General features: G+C 53.5%; 14 protein-coding genes. 4 read left to right on the top strand and 10 right to left on the bottom strand.

Annotated features, from left to right (window positions below):
- Positions 1-5: 5 nt before the first annotated feature.
- The gene (locus RIC05_RS15690; protein WP_350045606.1) at positions 6-1,436 is read right to left on the bottom strand and encodes an OmpA family protein; all 1,431 of its coding nucleotides are present in this window, start codon (positions 1,434-1,436) and stop codon (positions 6-8) included.
- Between the two features lie 262 nt (positions 1,437-1,698).
- Between RIC05_RS15690 and RIC05_RS15685 the strand changes: the two genes are divergently transcribed.
- On the top strand, positions 1,699-3,501 hold the full coding sequence (locus RIC05_RS15685) for a PHA/PHB synthase family protein (protein WP_350045605.1): 1,803 nt from the start codon (positions 1,699-1,701) through the stop codon (positions 3,499-3,501).
- Between the two features lie 63 nt (positions 3,502-3,564).
- On the opposite strand, the gene RIC05_RS15680 is transcribed toward RIC05_RS15685, so the two are convergent.
- The gene (locus tag RIC05_RS15680) at positions 3,565-4,425 is read right to left on the bottom strand and encodes a hypothetical protein (RefSeq protein ID WP_350045604.1); all 861 of its coding nucleotides are present in this window, start codon (positions 4,423-4,425) and stop codon (positions 3,565-3,567) included.
- A gap of 26 nt (positions 4,426-4,451) precedes the next feature.
- On the opposite strand from RIC05_RS15680, the gene RIC05_RS15675 reads away from it, so the two are divergent.
- Positions 4,452-5,414, top strand: a complete 963-nt coding sequence (locus RIC05_RS15675) for an NAD(P)-dependent oxidoreductase (protein WP_350045603.1) — start codon at positions 4,452-4,454, stop codon at positions 5,412-5,414.
- Positions 5,415-5,463: 49 nt separating this feature from the next.
- Here the strand turns inward: RIC05_RS15675 and RIC05_RS15670 are convergent, their stop codons facing one another.
- The 4 genes from RIC05_RS15670 to RIC05_RS15655 form a co-directional block, all read right to left on the bottom strand.
- Complete coding sequence (locus RIC05_RS15670) at positions 5,464-6,774, bottom strand: cytochrome-c peroxidase (protein ID WP_350045602.1); 1,311 nt, start codon at positions 6,772-6,774, stop codon at positions 5,464-5,466.
- Between the two features lie 124 nt (positions 6,775-6,898).
- Positions 6,899-7,798, bottom strand: coding sequence for a DMT family transporter (locus tag RIC05_RS15665; protein WP_350045601.1), 900 nt, complete (start codon positions 7,796-7,798; stop codon positions 6,899-6,901).
- A gap of 117 nt (positions 7,799-7,915) precedes the next feature.
- A complete protein-coding gene (locus RIC05_RS15660; protein ID WP_350045600.1) occupies positions 7,916-8,731 on the bottom strand; it encodes a substrate-binding periplasmic protein in 816 nt (271 codons plus the stop codon).
- A 141-nt stretch (positions 8,732-8,872) separates the two neighbouring features.
- On the bottom strand, positions 8,873-9,427 hold the full coding sequence (locus tag RIC05_RS15655) for a gamma carbonic anhydrase family protein (RefSeq protein ID WP_502989555.1): 555 nt from the start codon (positions 9,425-9,427) through the stop codon (positions 8,873-8,875).
- A gap of 149 nt (positions 9,428-9,576) precedes the next feature.
- Here RIC05_RS15655 and RIC05_RS15650 point away from each other — a divergent pair, with 149 nt between their 5' ends.
- A complete protein-coding gene (locus RIC05_RS15650; protein ID WP_350045599.1) occupies positions 9,577-10,419 on the top strand; it encodes a substrate-binding periplasmic protein in 843 nt (280 codons plus the stop codon).
- A gap of 9 nt (positions 10,420-10,428) precedes the next feature.
- Here the strand turns inward: RIC05_RS15650 and RIC05_RS15645 are convergent, their stop codons facing one another.
- Entirely contained in the window at positions 10,429-11,316 is an 888-nt protein-coding gene (locus RIC05_RS15645; RefSeq protein ID WP_350045598.1) for a DMT family transporter, read from the bottom strand.
- A 109-nt stretch (positions 11,317-11,425) separates the two neighbouring features.
- On the opposite strand from RIC05_RS15645, the gene RIC05_RS15640 reads away from it, so the two are divergent.
- Positions 11,426-12,832, top strand: a complete 1,407-nt coding sequence (locus tag RIC05_RS15640) for an aminotransferase-like domain-containing protein (RefSeq protein WP_502989554.1) — start codon at positions 11,426-11,428, stop codon at positions 12,830-12,832.
- Between the two features lie 60 nt (positions 12,833-12,892).
- On the opposite strand, the gene argC is transcribed toward RIC05_RS15640, so the two are convergent.
- The 3 genes from argC to RIC05_RS15625 form a co-directional block, all read right to left on the bottom strand.
- Positions 12,893-13,939: an N-acetyl-gamma-glutamyl-phosphate reductase gene (argC, locus tag RIC05_RS15635; protein WP_350045597.1), complete on the bottom strand. Its 1,047-nt coding sequence runs from the start codon at positions 13,937-13,939 to the stop codon at positions 12,893-12,895.
- Between the two features lie 161 nt (positions 13,940-14,100).
- Positions 14,101-15,387: a hypothetical protein gene (locus tag RIC05_RS15630; RefSeq protein ID WP_350045596.1), complete on the bottom strand. Its 1,287-nt coding sequence runs from the start codon at positions 15,385-15,387 to the stop codon at positions 14,101-14,103.
- 96 nt (positions 15,388-15,483) lie between these two features.
- Positions 15,484-16,383 carry a GNAT family N-acetyltransferase gene (locus RIC05_RS15625; RefSeq protein WP_350045595.1) on the bottom strand — a complete coding sequence of 300 codons (900 nt, stop codon included), beginning with the start codon at positions 16,381-16,383 and terminating at the stop codon, positions 15,484-15,486.
- Positions 16,384-16,479 lie beyond the last annotated feature (96 nt).

Below are 16,479 nucleotides of genomic sequence, written 5' to 3'. Positions count from 1 at the left end.
AGCGATCAGTAATCGAGATAAATCTCAACCCGGCGGTTCCCGGCTTCACCGGCAGGAACGCCTTCATAATACCGCGGATCCGCAGCACCATCGGCCCCGACAAAGATCGCATCCGGGCTGACACCAAGGGAAAGCAACCGCGATACTACAGCCGAAGCACGACCTTCGGAAACGCGACGGTTCACCGCCAGATGCTGTTCAAGCGACATATTGCCCGTGCGCATGGATGCATGGCCAATCACCCGAAGAATACCGCCGGTCTGCTGCCAGGTATTTGCCACCTGTGACAAAACCGAATTATCCGTGCCGCCAAGATTGGTCGAACCATGCATAAACTGAATTTGCGCGATCTGTTCTGCATTAATCGCCGGTGCAAGCTGATCAACTGACCGGACACCAAGACGCGACGCCATCGCATCGTTGGTCACGGTCATGTCGACCATTGTGGATTCGCCGTATGCCGGATCGGAACCACCAAACTGGCTTTCATCAACAACGACCGAGCCGTTATCGGAATAAAGCGAATAGTCAAAGGACTCCGCCTGCGCGACTTGTGCAGAAGGCTCGTCGGCAAACACGCCCGCACCTTCGGCAAGACGGCGCTGATACTGATCCATCACCGGATCATTACCAGACGATGCAGACATCTGCGTTGTTTCAGCAGCACTTGCCGGAGTTGTCGGACTTGCCGGAGTTGCCTGCCCTGCCTGCGCGGCCTCGTATGCCGCCAATTGCTGTGCCTTGGCGTCATCGGAATTGCTCGCCGCAACCGCAGCACCGGCACCGACTGCTGCTGCACCGGCAACAACGCCCGGACGATCAGGTGCCGCTTGCGGGGTTGGAACCGGACCAGAAACCGCAGATTTCGCATTCCATTCATCGGCAATCGTCGATCCCGACGGTGCAGAGGTCACAGCGCGCGTGGTCGCAGCACTCGTCTCTGTTGCCGTCGTGGTTGCCTCAGCCATTGCGCTGCTGCTGACCGGGGTTGATGGTGCCGGTGCAATCACCGGCTGGGACACAACAGTCTCTGGTGCAGTTTGCAGCGCATTAACCGGCGGGCTGCTTTGACGGCGTCCGGTTTGGCTGTATTGTGCATTGGCACGGTCGGCCGCCAAACCGGCAATCAAGGCATCACGTTCCTGATCGCCAGTGACAATCGGTTTGGCCGGTGTATCGGCCAAGTTCGGATATTCGCCGTCTTCACCGGGAATCGCTTCGTCGGATTTCGCAGCAGCGGCGTCTTCGTCACCGTCAAACATTTCACCGACGGATTTGCCCCATTCAACCGGGTTGATCGCGTCAGGAACAGACGAACAGGCGCCCAATGCCAGTACCACGGCCAGTGCAGATCCGGTCTGCAGAACCAACCGCAGCTTCCCCCTTGCAGTTTCCTGCCACGACCACTGCCCTGTCGTCGATTTCAGAACGCCCATTTGTTTTCGCTGCTCCAAATTCAGTTGGATGACTTCTGCGTTGAAAATTACCGCAGAATCGTCACCTTATAATTCTTGTACTACCCCTTAACGACGCGCTAGGCTAAGACCATGATAAGCTTGGGATCAAGCAGAGTTTCAACCCGGAACGTCATTTAGATACCTGCAACATCAAACGTTAAAAGTCTTGCGATAATGCAAACAAGCTTAAAACGTTTTGAAATAACAAAGTATCTGCGGCGGTATCATAAGGGAATGCCCCATGAGCGATCAACAGGCCATCGAAACCCAAATCACCCATCCCGATCCCGAAAAACTATCTTCAGCAATGGCAGAGATAGCCGAGAGAAGTCAACGACTTGTATCTGACTTCCTTGCCAGACAGGCAGAAGACCCGGAAATTTCGGACCCGGATCCGCTTAATATCGGCTCGGCCTTTGCGGAACTCACCAACCAGATCATGCAAAATCCGGCCAAACTGGTCGACGCACAAATCGACCTTTGGCAGCAATATTACACGCTATGGCATAACACCACACTGCGTTTAATGGGCGAAGAATCCGAACCTGTGGCCTCCCCCCTCAAAGGCGACCGTCGATTCAAGGATGAAGCATGGGAAAACAATGAACTGTTTGACTTCATCAAGCAGTCCTATCTTCTGTCCTCGCAATGGATGCAAAATGTTGTTCATGATGTCGATGGGCTTGATGACAGGACCGCACAAAAAGTCGAATTCTATACCCGTCAGTTTGTCGATGCGATTTCGCCGACAAACTTCCTGATGACCAACCCGGAAGTTCTGCGCACCACCCTTGAAACAGGTGGCGAGAACCTTCTTAAGGGGCTTCAGAACCTTTTGGGCGATCTCGAACGCGGCAAGGGAAAATTGCAAATCCGCATGACCGATCTTGATGCTTTCAAGATTGGCGAAAATGTCGCCACCAGCGAAGGATCGGTTGTCGGCAGAACCCCGTTGATGGAACTGCAGCAATATAAACCCAGCACCGACAAGGTCGCCAAACGCCCGCTTATGATCGTCCCGCCCTGGATCAACAAATATTACATTCTTGATCTGCGCCCGGAAAACTCGTTCATCAAATGGGCGGTTGATCAGGGCCATACGGTGTTTGTTCTGTCCTGGGTGAATCCCGACAGCGAACTTGCCGAAAAGTCGTTCGAAGATTACGCCAAGGACGGAATCCTTGCCGCCCTTGATCTGATCGAACAGGCGACCGGTGAAAAAGAAGTCAACGCAATTGGCTATTGCCTTGGCGGAACGCTTTTAAGCTCCACCTTGGCCTATATGGCCAAAACCGGTGATGAGCGGATCAAATCGGCGACCTTCTTCACCACCCTGATGGATTTTGAAAAATCCGGCGAATTGTCGGTCTTTGTCGATGATGAACAAATCAAAAGCCTTGAAAACAAGATGTCCAAGGACGGCTATCTTGATGGCCGGGATATGTCCATGTCGTTCAATATGCTGCGCGCCAATGACCTGATCTGGTCCTTTGTCGTCAGCAATTATATGCTGGGCAAAGACCCCTTCCCGTTTGATCTGCTGTATTGGAATTCCGATTCCACGCGCATGCCCAAGGCAATGCACAGTTTCTATATGCGCAATATGTATAACAAGAACCTGTTGCGCGAACCGGGCGGCATTTCGATTCTTGGCGAACCGATTGATCTGCGCGATATCAAAATTCCGGCCTATTTCCTGTCCACCCGCGAAGACCATATCGCACCCTGGCAGGCAACCTATGCCGGAACGCAACTCTTGTCCGGTCAGGTGAAATTTGTTCTCTCTGCGTCAGGTCACATTGCCGGTGTGGTCAACCCGCCCGCGGCGAACAAATATTGCCATTGGACCTACAACCGCACCCCGGCCAATCCCGAAGACTGGATGGCCAAAGCCACCCAGCATGAAGGATCGTGGTGGACCGATTGGCAAAACTGGATCAGCCGCCGTTCCGGTGGCAAGGTCGATGCCCGCAAGCCCGGCGATGGCAAGCTCAAGGTGATTGGCCCGGCACCGGGTGATTACGTAAAAGTCAGGTTGTCCTGATCCAGCATCATCGCGATCATCACACACAAAAAAAACGCGCTGTGTTTTCCACAGCGCGTTTTTTTACGGGATCAAATAGGCCTCACATCCCTCAAGCGGTAGATCAATATCATATGCTTGTGCATTGATATCAAACCTGAAAACCGCATCCAATTGGCATGCAGGATCCGGTGTTTGCACCATGGTCTGTTTGCCGTCCACGGGCCGGGTATTTGAGTCCGTTGTCAAATCCGCGTTGGGCGGGAACTTGCTGGCACCTGCCATATAATGCAGTGACGGCATCGTTCCTCCCCCCACATTCGCATCCGAAACCGGAGTGATCTCCGCCGTAAAATCATATGTGTCATGGCACAGTTGATTGCGATCGATCATGTCCTGTTCGCTAAAGCAGGCCCTGATCATTTTCGATGCTTCCCACGGGAATGTTGCAACCATGTCGAGTTTCGGTGGCATTCCCAATTGCGGATCAACCCGGATCAGCGACAACATCGCAACAGACGCCCCACCGCCGGAATATCCAACCGATGTGGTCGTCACAATCCCCATCAGGAATGCGCCACTGTTGTCGGGGTCATGAACCCATTGCGGCCAAATGCCGGTTTTGCGCCAACTGACCACATCATCATCGCTGCTTTTGCGCTGAATGATTTCCTGACGGGTGACTTCCTTGCCCGCACGCAAAACAAGAAGAACAGGGGTATCAACCGCGTCACTATCCTTGGCACCGCTCGATGTTTGCGCAATACCAAAGCACCATTCCATCGCGTCACCGCAATAAAACTGGCCGCTGGGATCAGCTTTGAGATCGTTTTGCACAAAATCGGCAGATGCGCCAAACGGGCACAGCATGGTCAGCCCCGCCAGAACCGCCGCGTAATAAACCTTGATACCGGTCACGTCATTTTCCTGCTTTTGCTCTGTCACATGCACAATCGCCTTTATTCAAGGGCTTGGCGTGTTACATTCATGGCAAATTGTGGCACAGCCAATCGCAAATTGCTGCCCAAAAGCATACTTTAAAATACGGAACGAACCCCATCATGACCAAAACAATCGGATTTCTCGGTGCCGGCCGCATGGCTGCGGCAATGATCAAACGCCTTCTGTCAAAAGGCTATGCCGTTCAGGTCTGGAACAGAAGTACGGCCAAGATTGAACCGCTTGTGGCCCTTGGCGCAACCGCCTGCGCAACACCGGCGGATGCCGCGCGCAATGTCGATGTTGTGATATCCTTTATGTCCGATGATGCAGCGGCACAGGCGGTCTGGCTGGGCGACGATGGTGCGCTTGCGGCCATGACCACGGGCACGGTGGCAATTGAATGTTCTACCCTGTCCCATGAATTTGTTTTGGGATTGTCACAACAGATCGAAGCCGCCGGCTGCCCCTATATCGATTCTCCGGTCACCGGCGTTCCTGCCGACATTGAAGCCGGTAATACAATCTTCCTGATCGGGGCGGCATCCGATGTGCTTGATCGCGTGCGTCCGATCCTTGATGACACCGGCAAAAAGATTGTTCATTTCGGCCCGATCGGGTCCGGCACGGCTTACAAATTAATGCATAATCTGCTCGGTGCAGTTCATATCGCCGCTGCTGCCGAACTGGTGGCGGTTGCCCAGCGTGCAGGATTGGATGGCAACATAGTGGCTGAAACATTTGCCATTGGTGCCAATGCCAGCGCATCGGGCCTGATGACAGTGCCCGACATGGTGCGCAAAAATCACACTGAAAACATCCATTTCACCACCGCCCTTCGCGCCAAGGATGCGGGTTATGCCCTAAAATTGGCCGAAGAATTCAAAATGACCCTGCCGGTGGGCGATGCGGCGTTCAATGTGTTTGCCAAGGCAACCAAAGACGGCCTTGGCCATCTGGCGCAAAGTGCGGTGATCGAAACGCTGAAAAGCTAGGGCAAGAACCGGGCGGGGAACCGAGGGGCTAGGGGATATGATCTAGCCCCTAATTCTTTGCCGCAGCTTCCTGTTCTGCCAGAAGCGGTTCATAGCGCGCATCGGTCAGGGTTTTAAGAAACGCGACAATTGCTTTGATGCGTTTGGTATCAAGCGCATCGCCTTCTTCAAGCTCGCTCAGCGAAATGGTTTCTGGCACTTCTGCTGCGCCCCAGGCTTCACCGGTTTCCGGGTTGGTCTGGTTGGCTTTGGCCTTGCTGTTGAACTTGTTATAGAACCGAACCACGGTTTCAAGTTCTGAAAACACACCGTTATGCATATAGGGACTGGTCACCGCAACATTGCGCAAGGACGGTGTTTTGTATTTGCCGCGATAGGCCGGATCATCGATCAAAGGATTATCGAGCAATCCGTTATCAGTGAAATCGACATCCTTGTCATTGGCATGACGGGTCGCAACATTGCGCGGCACACCGATATTGTGGAATTCGTAATTGGTGAAGGTTTCGCCTTCTGCCGTCGGGCTGGTTTTCAGCATGTGGCAGGTATTGCAGTTGGTAAATTGCTGCGAGAAAAACAAAACCCGCCCCAATTCTTCCTGCGCCGTCATTTTATAATCACCGCGTAGAAACCGGTCATATTTGCTATCGAACGGTGCAAACTGATCGCCCTGTTCAAAGGCTGCAATCGCCTGTGTCATCGCACCATAAGCCGCATCACTGTCTGACCAGACATCATCACCAAACAATGCCTTGAACCCGGCAATGTAATCATCGTCTTCCTGCAATCGGGACACCACAGAAGCCTTATCAGGCATCCCCATTTCAATCGGGTTTAGGGGCGGCCCCCCGGCCTGTTCGGCCAGATCAACTGCGCGCCCGTCCCAGAATTGCCCGCCAACCGCAACACCGTCTTCACGGACATGAAATGGCGGAGAAAACTTCGCATAGGCCGCCATCGGCGTATTGCGGTCGCCAAGACTTTTGCCATCATCGCCCAGCGAAAATGCGCCCCCCGCAACATCAATCCGCGGATCGCGGAATGCGGTTGAAGGTTCATGGCAACTCGCACAGGCCTGCGTTCGATTGACCGAAAGATTCGGATCGAAATAAAGCGCCTCGCCCAATGCACTCAGATCGGCAAAGGGCGATGTTGATGGTGATGTTGAAGCCGCGGCGATTTCTTGCACTGAAATGGCAGACTGCGCGACCAGACCTTTTAAAAAGCCGGTTTGATCTTCGGCTTTTGCGCCATTGCCAAGCCCCAAGCCAATCGTCACAGCAACTGACGCCGCAATAACCAATCGGGCAAGGCTGCCCGACTTGATAAAATCGGGGTAAATGTGGCTTGGGTGACGCATGAAAGGTACTTTGATCTGAACGCGGAATGGTCAAGGTCGCGTTGCACACAATATCGCGAACGCAACGCATTTACACTGAAAGACTTGAACCCTGCCTTGATAAAAGTCAATGGCAGGCCCAAGGTCAGATCGCGATCTGTGGCCTGCGGCGCATCATCGGGATCAACTGAACGCCAATGATCGCGGCCAGAATAACGCCACATCCGGCATATTCCGCCGGTGCTAATCGTTCGCCAAGGAACCACGCCCCGGCAATCGCGGCAAAAACCGCCTCGGCACTCATAATGATCGCCGCATCGGATGCTTCGGTGTAATTCTGCGCAACGGCCTGCAGGGTAAAGGCGATCCCTGCTGACATAATCCCGGCATACAGAATTTCAAAACCGGCATTATAGATATCGGCAAAGCTAAACGTTTCGGTAAACGCCCCCATCACCATGCCAAGAATGCCGGTAATCAGGAACTGGGATGCCGCAACCAAGGCCGGTGCGTTCGTCCGCGTCACCATCACACCGATCAAGACAACCTGTGTCGCCCAGAAAAGCGCGCTGCCCATCACCCAGAAATCACCGGCTCCAAGCCCTGCAAGATCACCACCGCTGAGCAAATAGGTGCCGTAAACACACATTGCCCCACCCGGCCAAACCGACCAATGCGGACGGGTCCGAAACACCAGATAGGCCAGAACAGGAACCGCAGGAACGTAAAACGCGGTCAGGAAGGCCGCATTGGTTACTGTCGTCTGCATGATGCCGATTTGCTGCAAAATACTGGCGAGATACATCGAAATGCCAAGTACGAGAAGCCCGACATGGTCCATCCGATTAAGCGGACGGTCAACACGTTTCAATTTACGCAGATCGCGCAGCGCAAATGGTAAGACGGCCAAAGCACCCAACAGGAAACGAACACCCGTAAAATATTGCGGTCCGATATTTTCCATGCTGGTTTGCTGAACAACAAAAGTCGTGCCCCAAATAAGGGCAACAAAGACGATCACAGCATTTGCCTGCCAACGCGTCATTTTTCCGGTCCGTTTCGTGCTGGGCCGGCGTGGTGGCGCGCGGCATGTTATTTTCTGATTAACTGACGGTCTTGCTACCGCAAGCGTGGGAAACAGGCAAGAAGATCGTACTGCAATTTAGTTCTCGGAAATTGCGTCCAATGCATCAAGGCCATAAAGGTCTTGATAGACTGACGTCCCGATGGCCTGCGTCAAAACATCATCGATACGATCCACCAGTTTTGGGGAGATCGACTTGCGCGAATACATAAGATGGATTGGGTCGGAGCCGAATAAAAATGGATGAGCAACCAGATTGTCGGCGATTCCCATCTTTTCGGCATGCGCCAAGGTAACAGCAGGAATACCGACCAGCCCGTCGATACGTTTTTTAAGCAACAGGTTAAAGCCGATCTCTGAAATGCTGACATCTGTTAACTGCATTGGTGCACCGGGCAATTTTTGAAACTGTTCAAACAATTCCCCGCGATAGGCACCGCGCACATGACCAAGTTTCATATCATAGAGAATGATGTCATCGATTGTTTGGAGAAGAAACCGCCCCTTATCCTCTTTGCGGACCACAAGGCCGGAAACCTCATTGCGATAGGGTTGCGAAAAAAGCGCATAAACTTGCCGCTCAGGGGTGATCGACGCCGACGGCAGAATATCAAGATGTCCCTGTTCAAGCTCAAGCAAGGCCCGTTTCCACGGCAAGAATACGAACGTAACCTCACACCCGAGATCAGCCATAATCTGTCTGATCAAGGCGACATCCTTACCAGCAGCAGCACCTTGTTCATTCTTGAAACTGAACGGGATATAGGTTTCGGCAACCCGGACGGTCAAAGGGCGTTCGCAGGTCTGCATGGGGTTGGCATATGACGGATGTGCCGTCGCGATCAAGCCAAGCAGCACCAAAAACCCGACATAAATCCGCCAAGGCCCCGTCACACCAAATCTTCCAAGTTTATGTTCCAACCTGCGTTTTATAATTTTTCGCCATCTCTGTCGAAGGACAGCACTGACCCAGTACCTGCCTGAAAACATGCCCACCCGACAAACGGAATTCAAGGCCACATATCAACGCAAGCTTTAACCATTGGCTTTAAGGTCGGCAGGAATAGACACACAATATTCCTGCGCAAGATCGGCATAACGATCCGCAGACACTTTGAAGAATTCAATTTCTTCCTGTGTCAGATCACGCACTTTGCGTGCGGGAACCCCGGCCCATAATTCACCTGCCGGAATGCGTTTACCCGGTGCCAGCAAGGCATTGGCACCCAGCATGCCACCCTGCTCAATCACGCACCCATCCATCACAGTTGCGCCCATCCCGACAAAGCTTCGATCTTCAAGGGTGCAGGCATGAATGATCGCCGCATGACCGATGGTAACGTCATCCCCGATATAGGTGCCAAATTTACCCTTGGCGACATGCACCATCGTCAGGTCCTGAATATTGGTGCGTGATCCGATCCGGATTTCATGCACATCGCCGCGAATGACACAGCCAAACCAGATGCCGGTTTCTGCACCGATTTCAACATCACCGATAATCGTTGCATTCGGGGCGATAAACGCGGTTTCGTCGATGGTGGGCATTACCCCGCGATAGGACAGACGCATGGTCAGAAGACCTTTCATAATGGGTGTTCACTTAGGGCCACCGGCACAGTGACAAACATCACTCGACACAGCATCCCTTGATTTGGCAGTTTAAATTCTAACATGAACAGAAGGAAACCCTGTCGCAACAATTCTTGATCATCGCCGGGTTATTCAAAGCAGGCACAATGAACCCAATCAGGATTAAAACACGGGCCAGAACCATTGTTTCAATCGCCTTTGCATCATGTCTGGCGGCTATTGCCTTAGGCACGGTTGGTAGAGCTGGCGCACATGAAGCATCACCAAGATCCTCAGATCAGGGCTTGATGGTTGCCGCCTTTTCCGTCTGGGAACCCTTTGCCATCGAAGACGAAGACGGCACACGTCATGGCATCGATATCAGCCTGCTGCGCGAAATCGCTGATCGGATGGGACTTGAACTTCATCTGCATGAATGCCCTTGGCGGCGCTGTCTCAAAACACTTGAAGATGGCTATATCGACGTTCTGACAAGCTTTGCCTATACCGAAGAACGCGCCGGGTTCGCCCATTATATCAGACCGCCCTACAGTCAGGTCACGCCGGTTTTCTATTACAATGTCACCAACCCGGCCCCGATTGAGGAATATGGTGATCTGCGCAACATCACCGTGGGCGCCGTGGTTGAGTCGCGCTATTTCGAACCGTTTGACAGCGATACAACCCTGGATAAATTCGAAGCTGGCAGCGAGATTATCCTGCTGCGCATGCTTGCCGCCAAACGGCTTGATGCCATTGTCGGTTCTGATGCCAATGCGGATTTCGAAATCCGTCGCAACCATATGGAATACACCATCGCCAAGGCCCCCTATCGCAGCGGCCATCACAATGATATTCACATGGTCCTGTCACGCAGATCCCCCCTGATAGCCAGATCAGAACAAATCGCCCGCGTTATGCAGGACCTGATTGACGAAGGATTTGTCGATGAAATCCATCGGCAATACTGGCCCGACAAAGGCCCACGTGATCCCAACCCCGCCAAATAGCATCAATCCTTAGGGTCCAAACTTCTTGGCCCCGGCAACACAGGCAACCACACCAACTGTGACAACAATCATCGACCAACCAACCGGCTCCGCCAATATCAACGATGCCAACATCAATCCGAAGAACGGCTGCAACAATTGCAACTGTCCCACGGCTGCGATCCCGCCAATCGCCAATCCGCGATACCAGAAGAAAAACCCGATCAGCATGCTAAAGACCGACACATAGGCAAGGCCGATCCATGCCTGAAACCCAATACCGGCGGCACTGTCGGGCAACGTCACCGTGCTTAGGATCGCCATTGGCACCAACGAAATCACCAACGCCCAGCAGATCACCTGCCAGCCGCCCATATGGCGTGAAAGTTTCCCGCCCTCGGCATAGCCAAGCCCGCAAACAACAATCGCGCCCAACATATAAAGATCACCAAGCAGTGAACCGGCATCACTGCCACTTGCGGCAAAGCCTGCAACAAGGAGGCTTCCAAGGATCGAAAACACCCAAAACATACCACTTGGCCGCTCCCCACCGCGCAGCATGCCGAAAATCGCCGTCGCCAATGGCAACAAGCCGATAAACACAATTGATCTGGCTGAACTGATATGTTCAAGCGCAAGTGCGGTTAACAATGGAAAGCCAACCACCACGCCACCGGCAACCACCAAAAGCGATACCCGGTCGTTTTTCTGGGGCCGCGCTGTTTTCGATACCATCAAAATCATAAGGGCCAGCACCCCGGCAATTGTCGCCCGCGCCACGGTTAGAAAAAGCGGATCAAAATCCATAACCGCAACTCTGGTTGCCGGTAAAGAACCGCTGAAAATCAAAATCCCGACCAGCCCGCTGATCCAGCCACTTCGTGAATGTGATTGTGTTTGTGTCCGTGCAATAGCCACTATCGCCTCCATCATGATTGTTGGCGTATCTTTGGCTTGCCTGCCGGATCGACACCAGACACAATGAAGTACAATTTCATCAAACTGTACTCATATCAAAGGCAATACAGTGGCGGGCATTCAGGCAAAGACCATGATCGGGGATGGCACCCTCGTCACACAGGTCATGGCGGTCATTCGCGACCGGATCAATGCGCGCAGCCTTCTATCAGGGGACCGTTTGCCGTCCATTCGGGCCTGTGCGAAACAGATGTCTGTTTCAAATTCAACCGTGGTTGAGGCCTATGACCGTCTGGTTGCCGATGGCGTTATCCAGTCACGTCGCGGATCGGGGTTTTATGTATCGGGGCACACCGCCCCGCTTTCAATTGCGCAGATCGGCCCCAAACTTGATCGTGCGATTGATCCGTTCTGGGTATCGCGCCAATCTCTTGATGCACGCTCCGATATGCTCAAACCCGGTTGTGGTTGGCTCCCGCCAAGCTGGATGCCCGAAACATCGATCCGTAAGGCCTTGCGCAATCTGTCGCGTGCACAAGATGACGTTCTGACGGACTATGGCACGCCCCTTGGCCTGGCCCCTTTGCGCCAAGTGTTGTCGCGGCGCATGGCACAACACGGCATTGAAGCCGGTCCCGATCAAATTATCTTAACCGAGTCCGGCACACACGCGATTGATATGCTGTGTCGCTTTCTGATCGAACCGGGTGACACGGTTTTGATTGATGATCCGTGTTACTTTAATTTTCAGGCCCTGCTCCGTGCCCATCGCGCCAACATCATCAGCGTGCCTTTTACGCAAAACGGCCCCGATCCCGATGCCTTTGCAAAGGTTGTCGCCCGCGAAAAGCCCCGCCTTTATATTACCAATTCCGGGCTGCATAATCCGACCGGAGCGTCACTTTCGCCCAACGTTGCGCACCGTGTTCTTAAAATTGCCGAACAACATGATCTGATCGTGATCGAGGACGATATCTTTGCCGATTTTGAAAACACGCCTACTCCCCGCCTTGCTGCACTTGGCGGGATAGACCGGGTCATCCATATCGGAAGTTTTTCCAAAACACTTTCGGCCTCAATACGATGCGGATATATCGCTGCCTCCACCGACTGGATCGACGGGTTAACCGACCTTAAAATCGCAACCGGTTTTTCAAGTGGCAATCTGGCCCCTGAATTGATCCACGCGGTCTTAAAAGACGGCTCCTATCGCAAACATATGGCGGGCCTCCGGGACCGGCTGGCAAAAAGCATGACCGCAACGGCAAACCGGCTACAATCCCTTGGCATCACGCCAGAAATCACACCCGATGCGGGTCTTTTCCTTTGGTGCCGCTTGCCCGATGGCATTGATGCGGCACAAACCGCACGCGCTGCCTTGGCCGAAGGCATCGTTCTGGCCCCCGGGAATGTTTTTAGCCTGTCGCAATCGGCCGGCAACCTGATGCGGTTTAACGTCGCACAATGTGAAAACCCCAAGGTGTTTGAGCTTCTCGAACGCGCGATGAAGCCATAAGAAAAGGCGCAGAACCAAATATGGCTGCGCCTTTTCCAATTTCAGATTGGGTCTTGTCGCTTACGGGAACAGCGGCTCGATCTCAAGCCCCATGGTTTCTGGCAGGCCCAGCATGACATTCATGTTCTGAACCGCCTGACCAGAAGCGCCTTTTACAAGGTTATCTTCAACCGCAACAATGATCACGCGGCCCGGAACGCGGTCCTTGACCACGCCCATCAGAACGTAATTCGATCCACGGACATGGCGGGTTTGCGGTGTCACACCAAATGGCAGAACGCGGACAAATGGCTCATCGGCAAACCGTTTTGCCAATGCATCCTGAATGTCTTCGGCCGTGGTGCCATCGGTCATTTTGACATAGATGGATTCCAGAATGCCGCGGCTCATTGGCATCAGATGCGGGGAAAAGTTCACAACCACGTCCTGCCCGGATGCCCATGCCAACCCCTGTTCGATCTCAGGCGCATGGCGATGCCCGCCCGTACCATAGGCATGAATGCCTTCAGTCACTTCGGCATAAAGGGTCATTTCCTTGGGCGAACGCCCTGCACCGGTTACGCCGGATTTGGCATCAATGATGATGTCATCAGCATGAACCAGCTTGCTTCCCAAAAGCGGCGTCAGGGCGAGCTGCACCGGGGTTGGATAGCAGCCCGGATTGGCTACAATACGTGCTGATCTGATCTTTTCACGGTGCAGTTCGGTCAGGCCATAGACCACTTCTTTCTGCAAATCCTGCGCGACATGCTCCGCCCCGTACCATTCCTTATAGGTCGCGGCATCAAACAGACGGAAATCAGCCGACAGATCGACAACCTTTACATGATCCGGCAAACCGGCAATCACTTCTTGCGTCGTGCCATGCGGCAGCGCACAGAAAATCAGATCAACTGTCGACCAGTCGGCATCGTCAATCTTGATCATGGTTGGCAGATCAATATGGGCAAGATGCGGGAAAACTTCCCCGAAAGGACGTCCGGCGCGTCGGTCGGCGGTCAACAGGGTGATGTCCGCGGCAGCATGGTGCGCAAGAATACGAACCAATTCCGCCCCGGTATAGCCACTGGCACCGAGAATTCCGACTTTGACCTTAACGTCACTCATTTAAATTTTGCTCCTAAAGGCTCACCCGCAAGTCTGCAGGCATTGATAACGGGCGGATGTTGGCAAACAAGCCCATCAGATGCAAGCTATTAGACGACAAATATCCCTGACAAACCGCAATGTCCCCATGCGTTTTCAACATACGGCACATTGACACCCGGTTATGGCTTACGCGCACGCCGAACTGTGGATGGACAAGCACGTTTGTCTTCGGGCAGCACGGTATAGAATTTTTCGATTTTCTCATACCCGGTCGGGGCGGCAACCGGATAGCCTACGACATATCGCTGATCCGAAAGTCCAAAATCACTGGCCTTAAGGCCGGATCGCTGTAACCACATCCGTCGGTGGGCATCGGACACCACGACATCAGGGTCATCAACCAAAAAAATCGCATCACGGGCCAGACGGTCATTATATTTGTGATGGCTAGGCAACCACGCGGCAAGCTGTTTGCGCAGCTCCCCCGGACTTGGCACATTCCGTGTCCGGCTTGCGAATTTAGTCATGCGGTTGACCAGTTGGCTAATGTCACCGGGCGGTACGGATCCATGGGTTGCACGGTCGATGAAAAAGGCCAGATCAATCTCGGTCGGATCACGTTTTATGACCGGTTTCACGGCATTATATAATTTGAAAAATCGCGCTATCTTGCCTCCATCAGCATTGGCGGCATCATACACCCGGCGATAGGATGCCTGCACTTCCGGCCGTGCACCATAGGCGGCAAATCGCCTTGAAAATTCGCTGCGTTTTTGATCATCGACCCAGATCGCGCACAGCACATCAAAGGCCGCATCATTATTGCCAAGCGCCAATCTGTGCATGTCTTCGGTAAAGGGCCCAAAAGCGGCACCAAGCAATCCGGGATTGGCCCGTTCAGCGGCAAACAATATCTGTTGAATTTCCGCCCCGGCCCCCGCCGTTGCCCCGCGCGGCCCCCACGTCAGATAGGCGCGCGGATCGTTGGTATGGCAATAAGAATCGCCTTCCAGAAACGTCTTGCCGCTGCGCGGGTTTTTCGACTGACAGAAATTGAACTGAATAACGTCGTAATCCGTGCCCTCAAGGGCAAAGGTCAAATGATTGGCCCGTTCAATCGCATCGGGCGGCGGCATGTTGGCGGGCATCAATAACCGCCACAGCCCAACTGTAATCGCCCCATAACTTTCCGCCCCGACCGCGGCCCGGACGGCGGAATTCAGACATGGTTGCAGATCGACAATGGCTTGGCGTGTTTTGCCCCCGACAATACCATCCGCCCGGCCATAACTATTTGCCGGTCTGGATGCACACTGCGATGCCTGCACAAACAGCTTTTGCTGAAAGGTGGCCACCGTGCCATATCGCCCAAGGTTCAGGGCACGGTTTTCAAACCGATAAAGAACCTGCGAAAGATCAATACGCCCATCTTGCGCCCATGCAGCACCAACCAAAGACGCAGGCATAATTGTTCCTGCCAAAACGATCAGAACCGTTGGCAGGAACAATTTGGTAATCGCACACGATAACAGGCTGCGTATCAAAGCAGGCCCCGATCCGGTTTAAGGTTGGGCTTCAAGCATCTGAGCAAGCTTAACCGGGCTTTTAAAAAGGGCCAAGCGATAGCGCCCGATCTTGCTAAAACCAAGTGCCTCATACGCCCGGGCGGCGGCTTCGCTATCTGTCGACAAGATAGCATCTGCAACCCCGCGCGATCGTATGGCAAGCAGCGTCTTTGCCACCAGAATACGGGCATAGCCATTGGATCGATGTTCTGGCGGTGTCCAGACCGGTCCGACCTGAACCATATCAGGCAATTGGGCATTAAATCCCGAAAGACTGACCGGCTTGCCATCAACAATCAACGCCCACAAATTGCGGGCATCAAGGGCATGCACCAGACGCGATGCGATTTTGCTGTCAAGTCCCGGGGTGTCTTGCGCCCCCAAGGCTTCGATCTCATAGGCGCGCAACCACCGCAACAAGGTGCTGCGATCAACCTGGTTTGCATCAACCATCTGAAAATCATCGGCCCGCGCATTGACCGGCACGATCAGATCAGAAAGTCTGAGCTGATAGAGAATGTCTGACGCATTGATGTTAAATTCCGCATCTGAAAGGCCAAGCTGATCCAACATATCGGCGGCCTGATCAGCATCCCCGAATACACCGGCCACCGGACCAAGCGGGTCCGCAGCAAACGCCTGTGTCAGATCAGTCGGGATCGTTGCGTGATCGCCCGATTGGACAAAGACATTGCCATTGCCAAACTGCCCGATGATGGCACTGATCGCACCATCTTTGGCAACTTCACCAAAATAGCTTCCAGAAAGCGGATGACGACGTCGCTCGATACCGGCAGTTCGCAAATTCCCGCGCAGGATCATGCTGGTGGCAGCATGGTTGGCAAGGAATGCGGTTGCGGCATCAAGGTCAGCGTCGCGCAGCTTTCTGTACTGCATATCGGTGGTCCCTTTCAAATCGGGGGGTTAAGCCGTGCCTTATCTGGGAAAAAGGCACAAAAAAAGATGGCCCGCTGAACCAGCGGGCCATCTTGA

Source organism: Thalassospira sp. (assembly GCF_040218635.1).
Lineage (GTDB): Bacteria > Pseudomonadota > Alphaproteobacteria > Rhodospirillales > Thalassospiraceae > Thalassospira.
The sequence above is the reverse complement of the archived record's forward strand: the minus strand, read 5'-3'. Positions and strand labels throughout refer to the sequence as shown.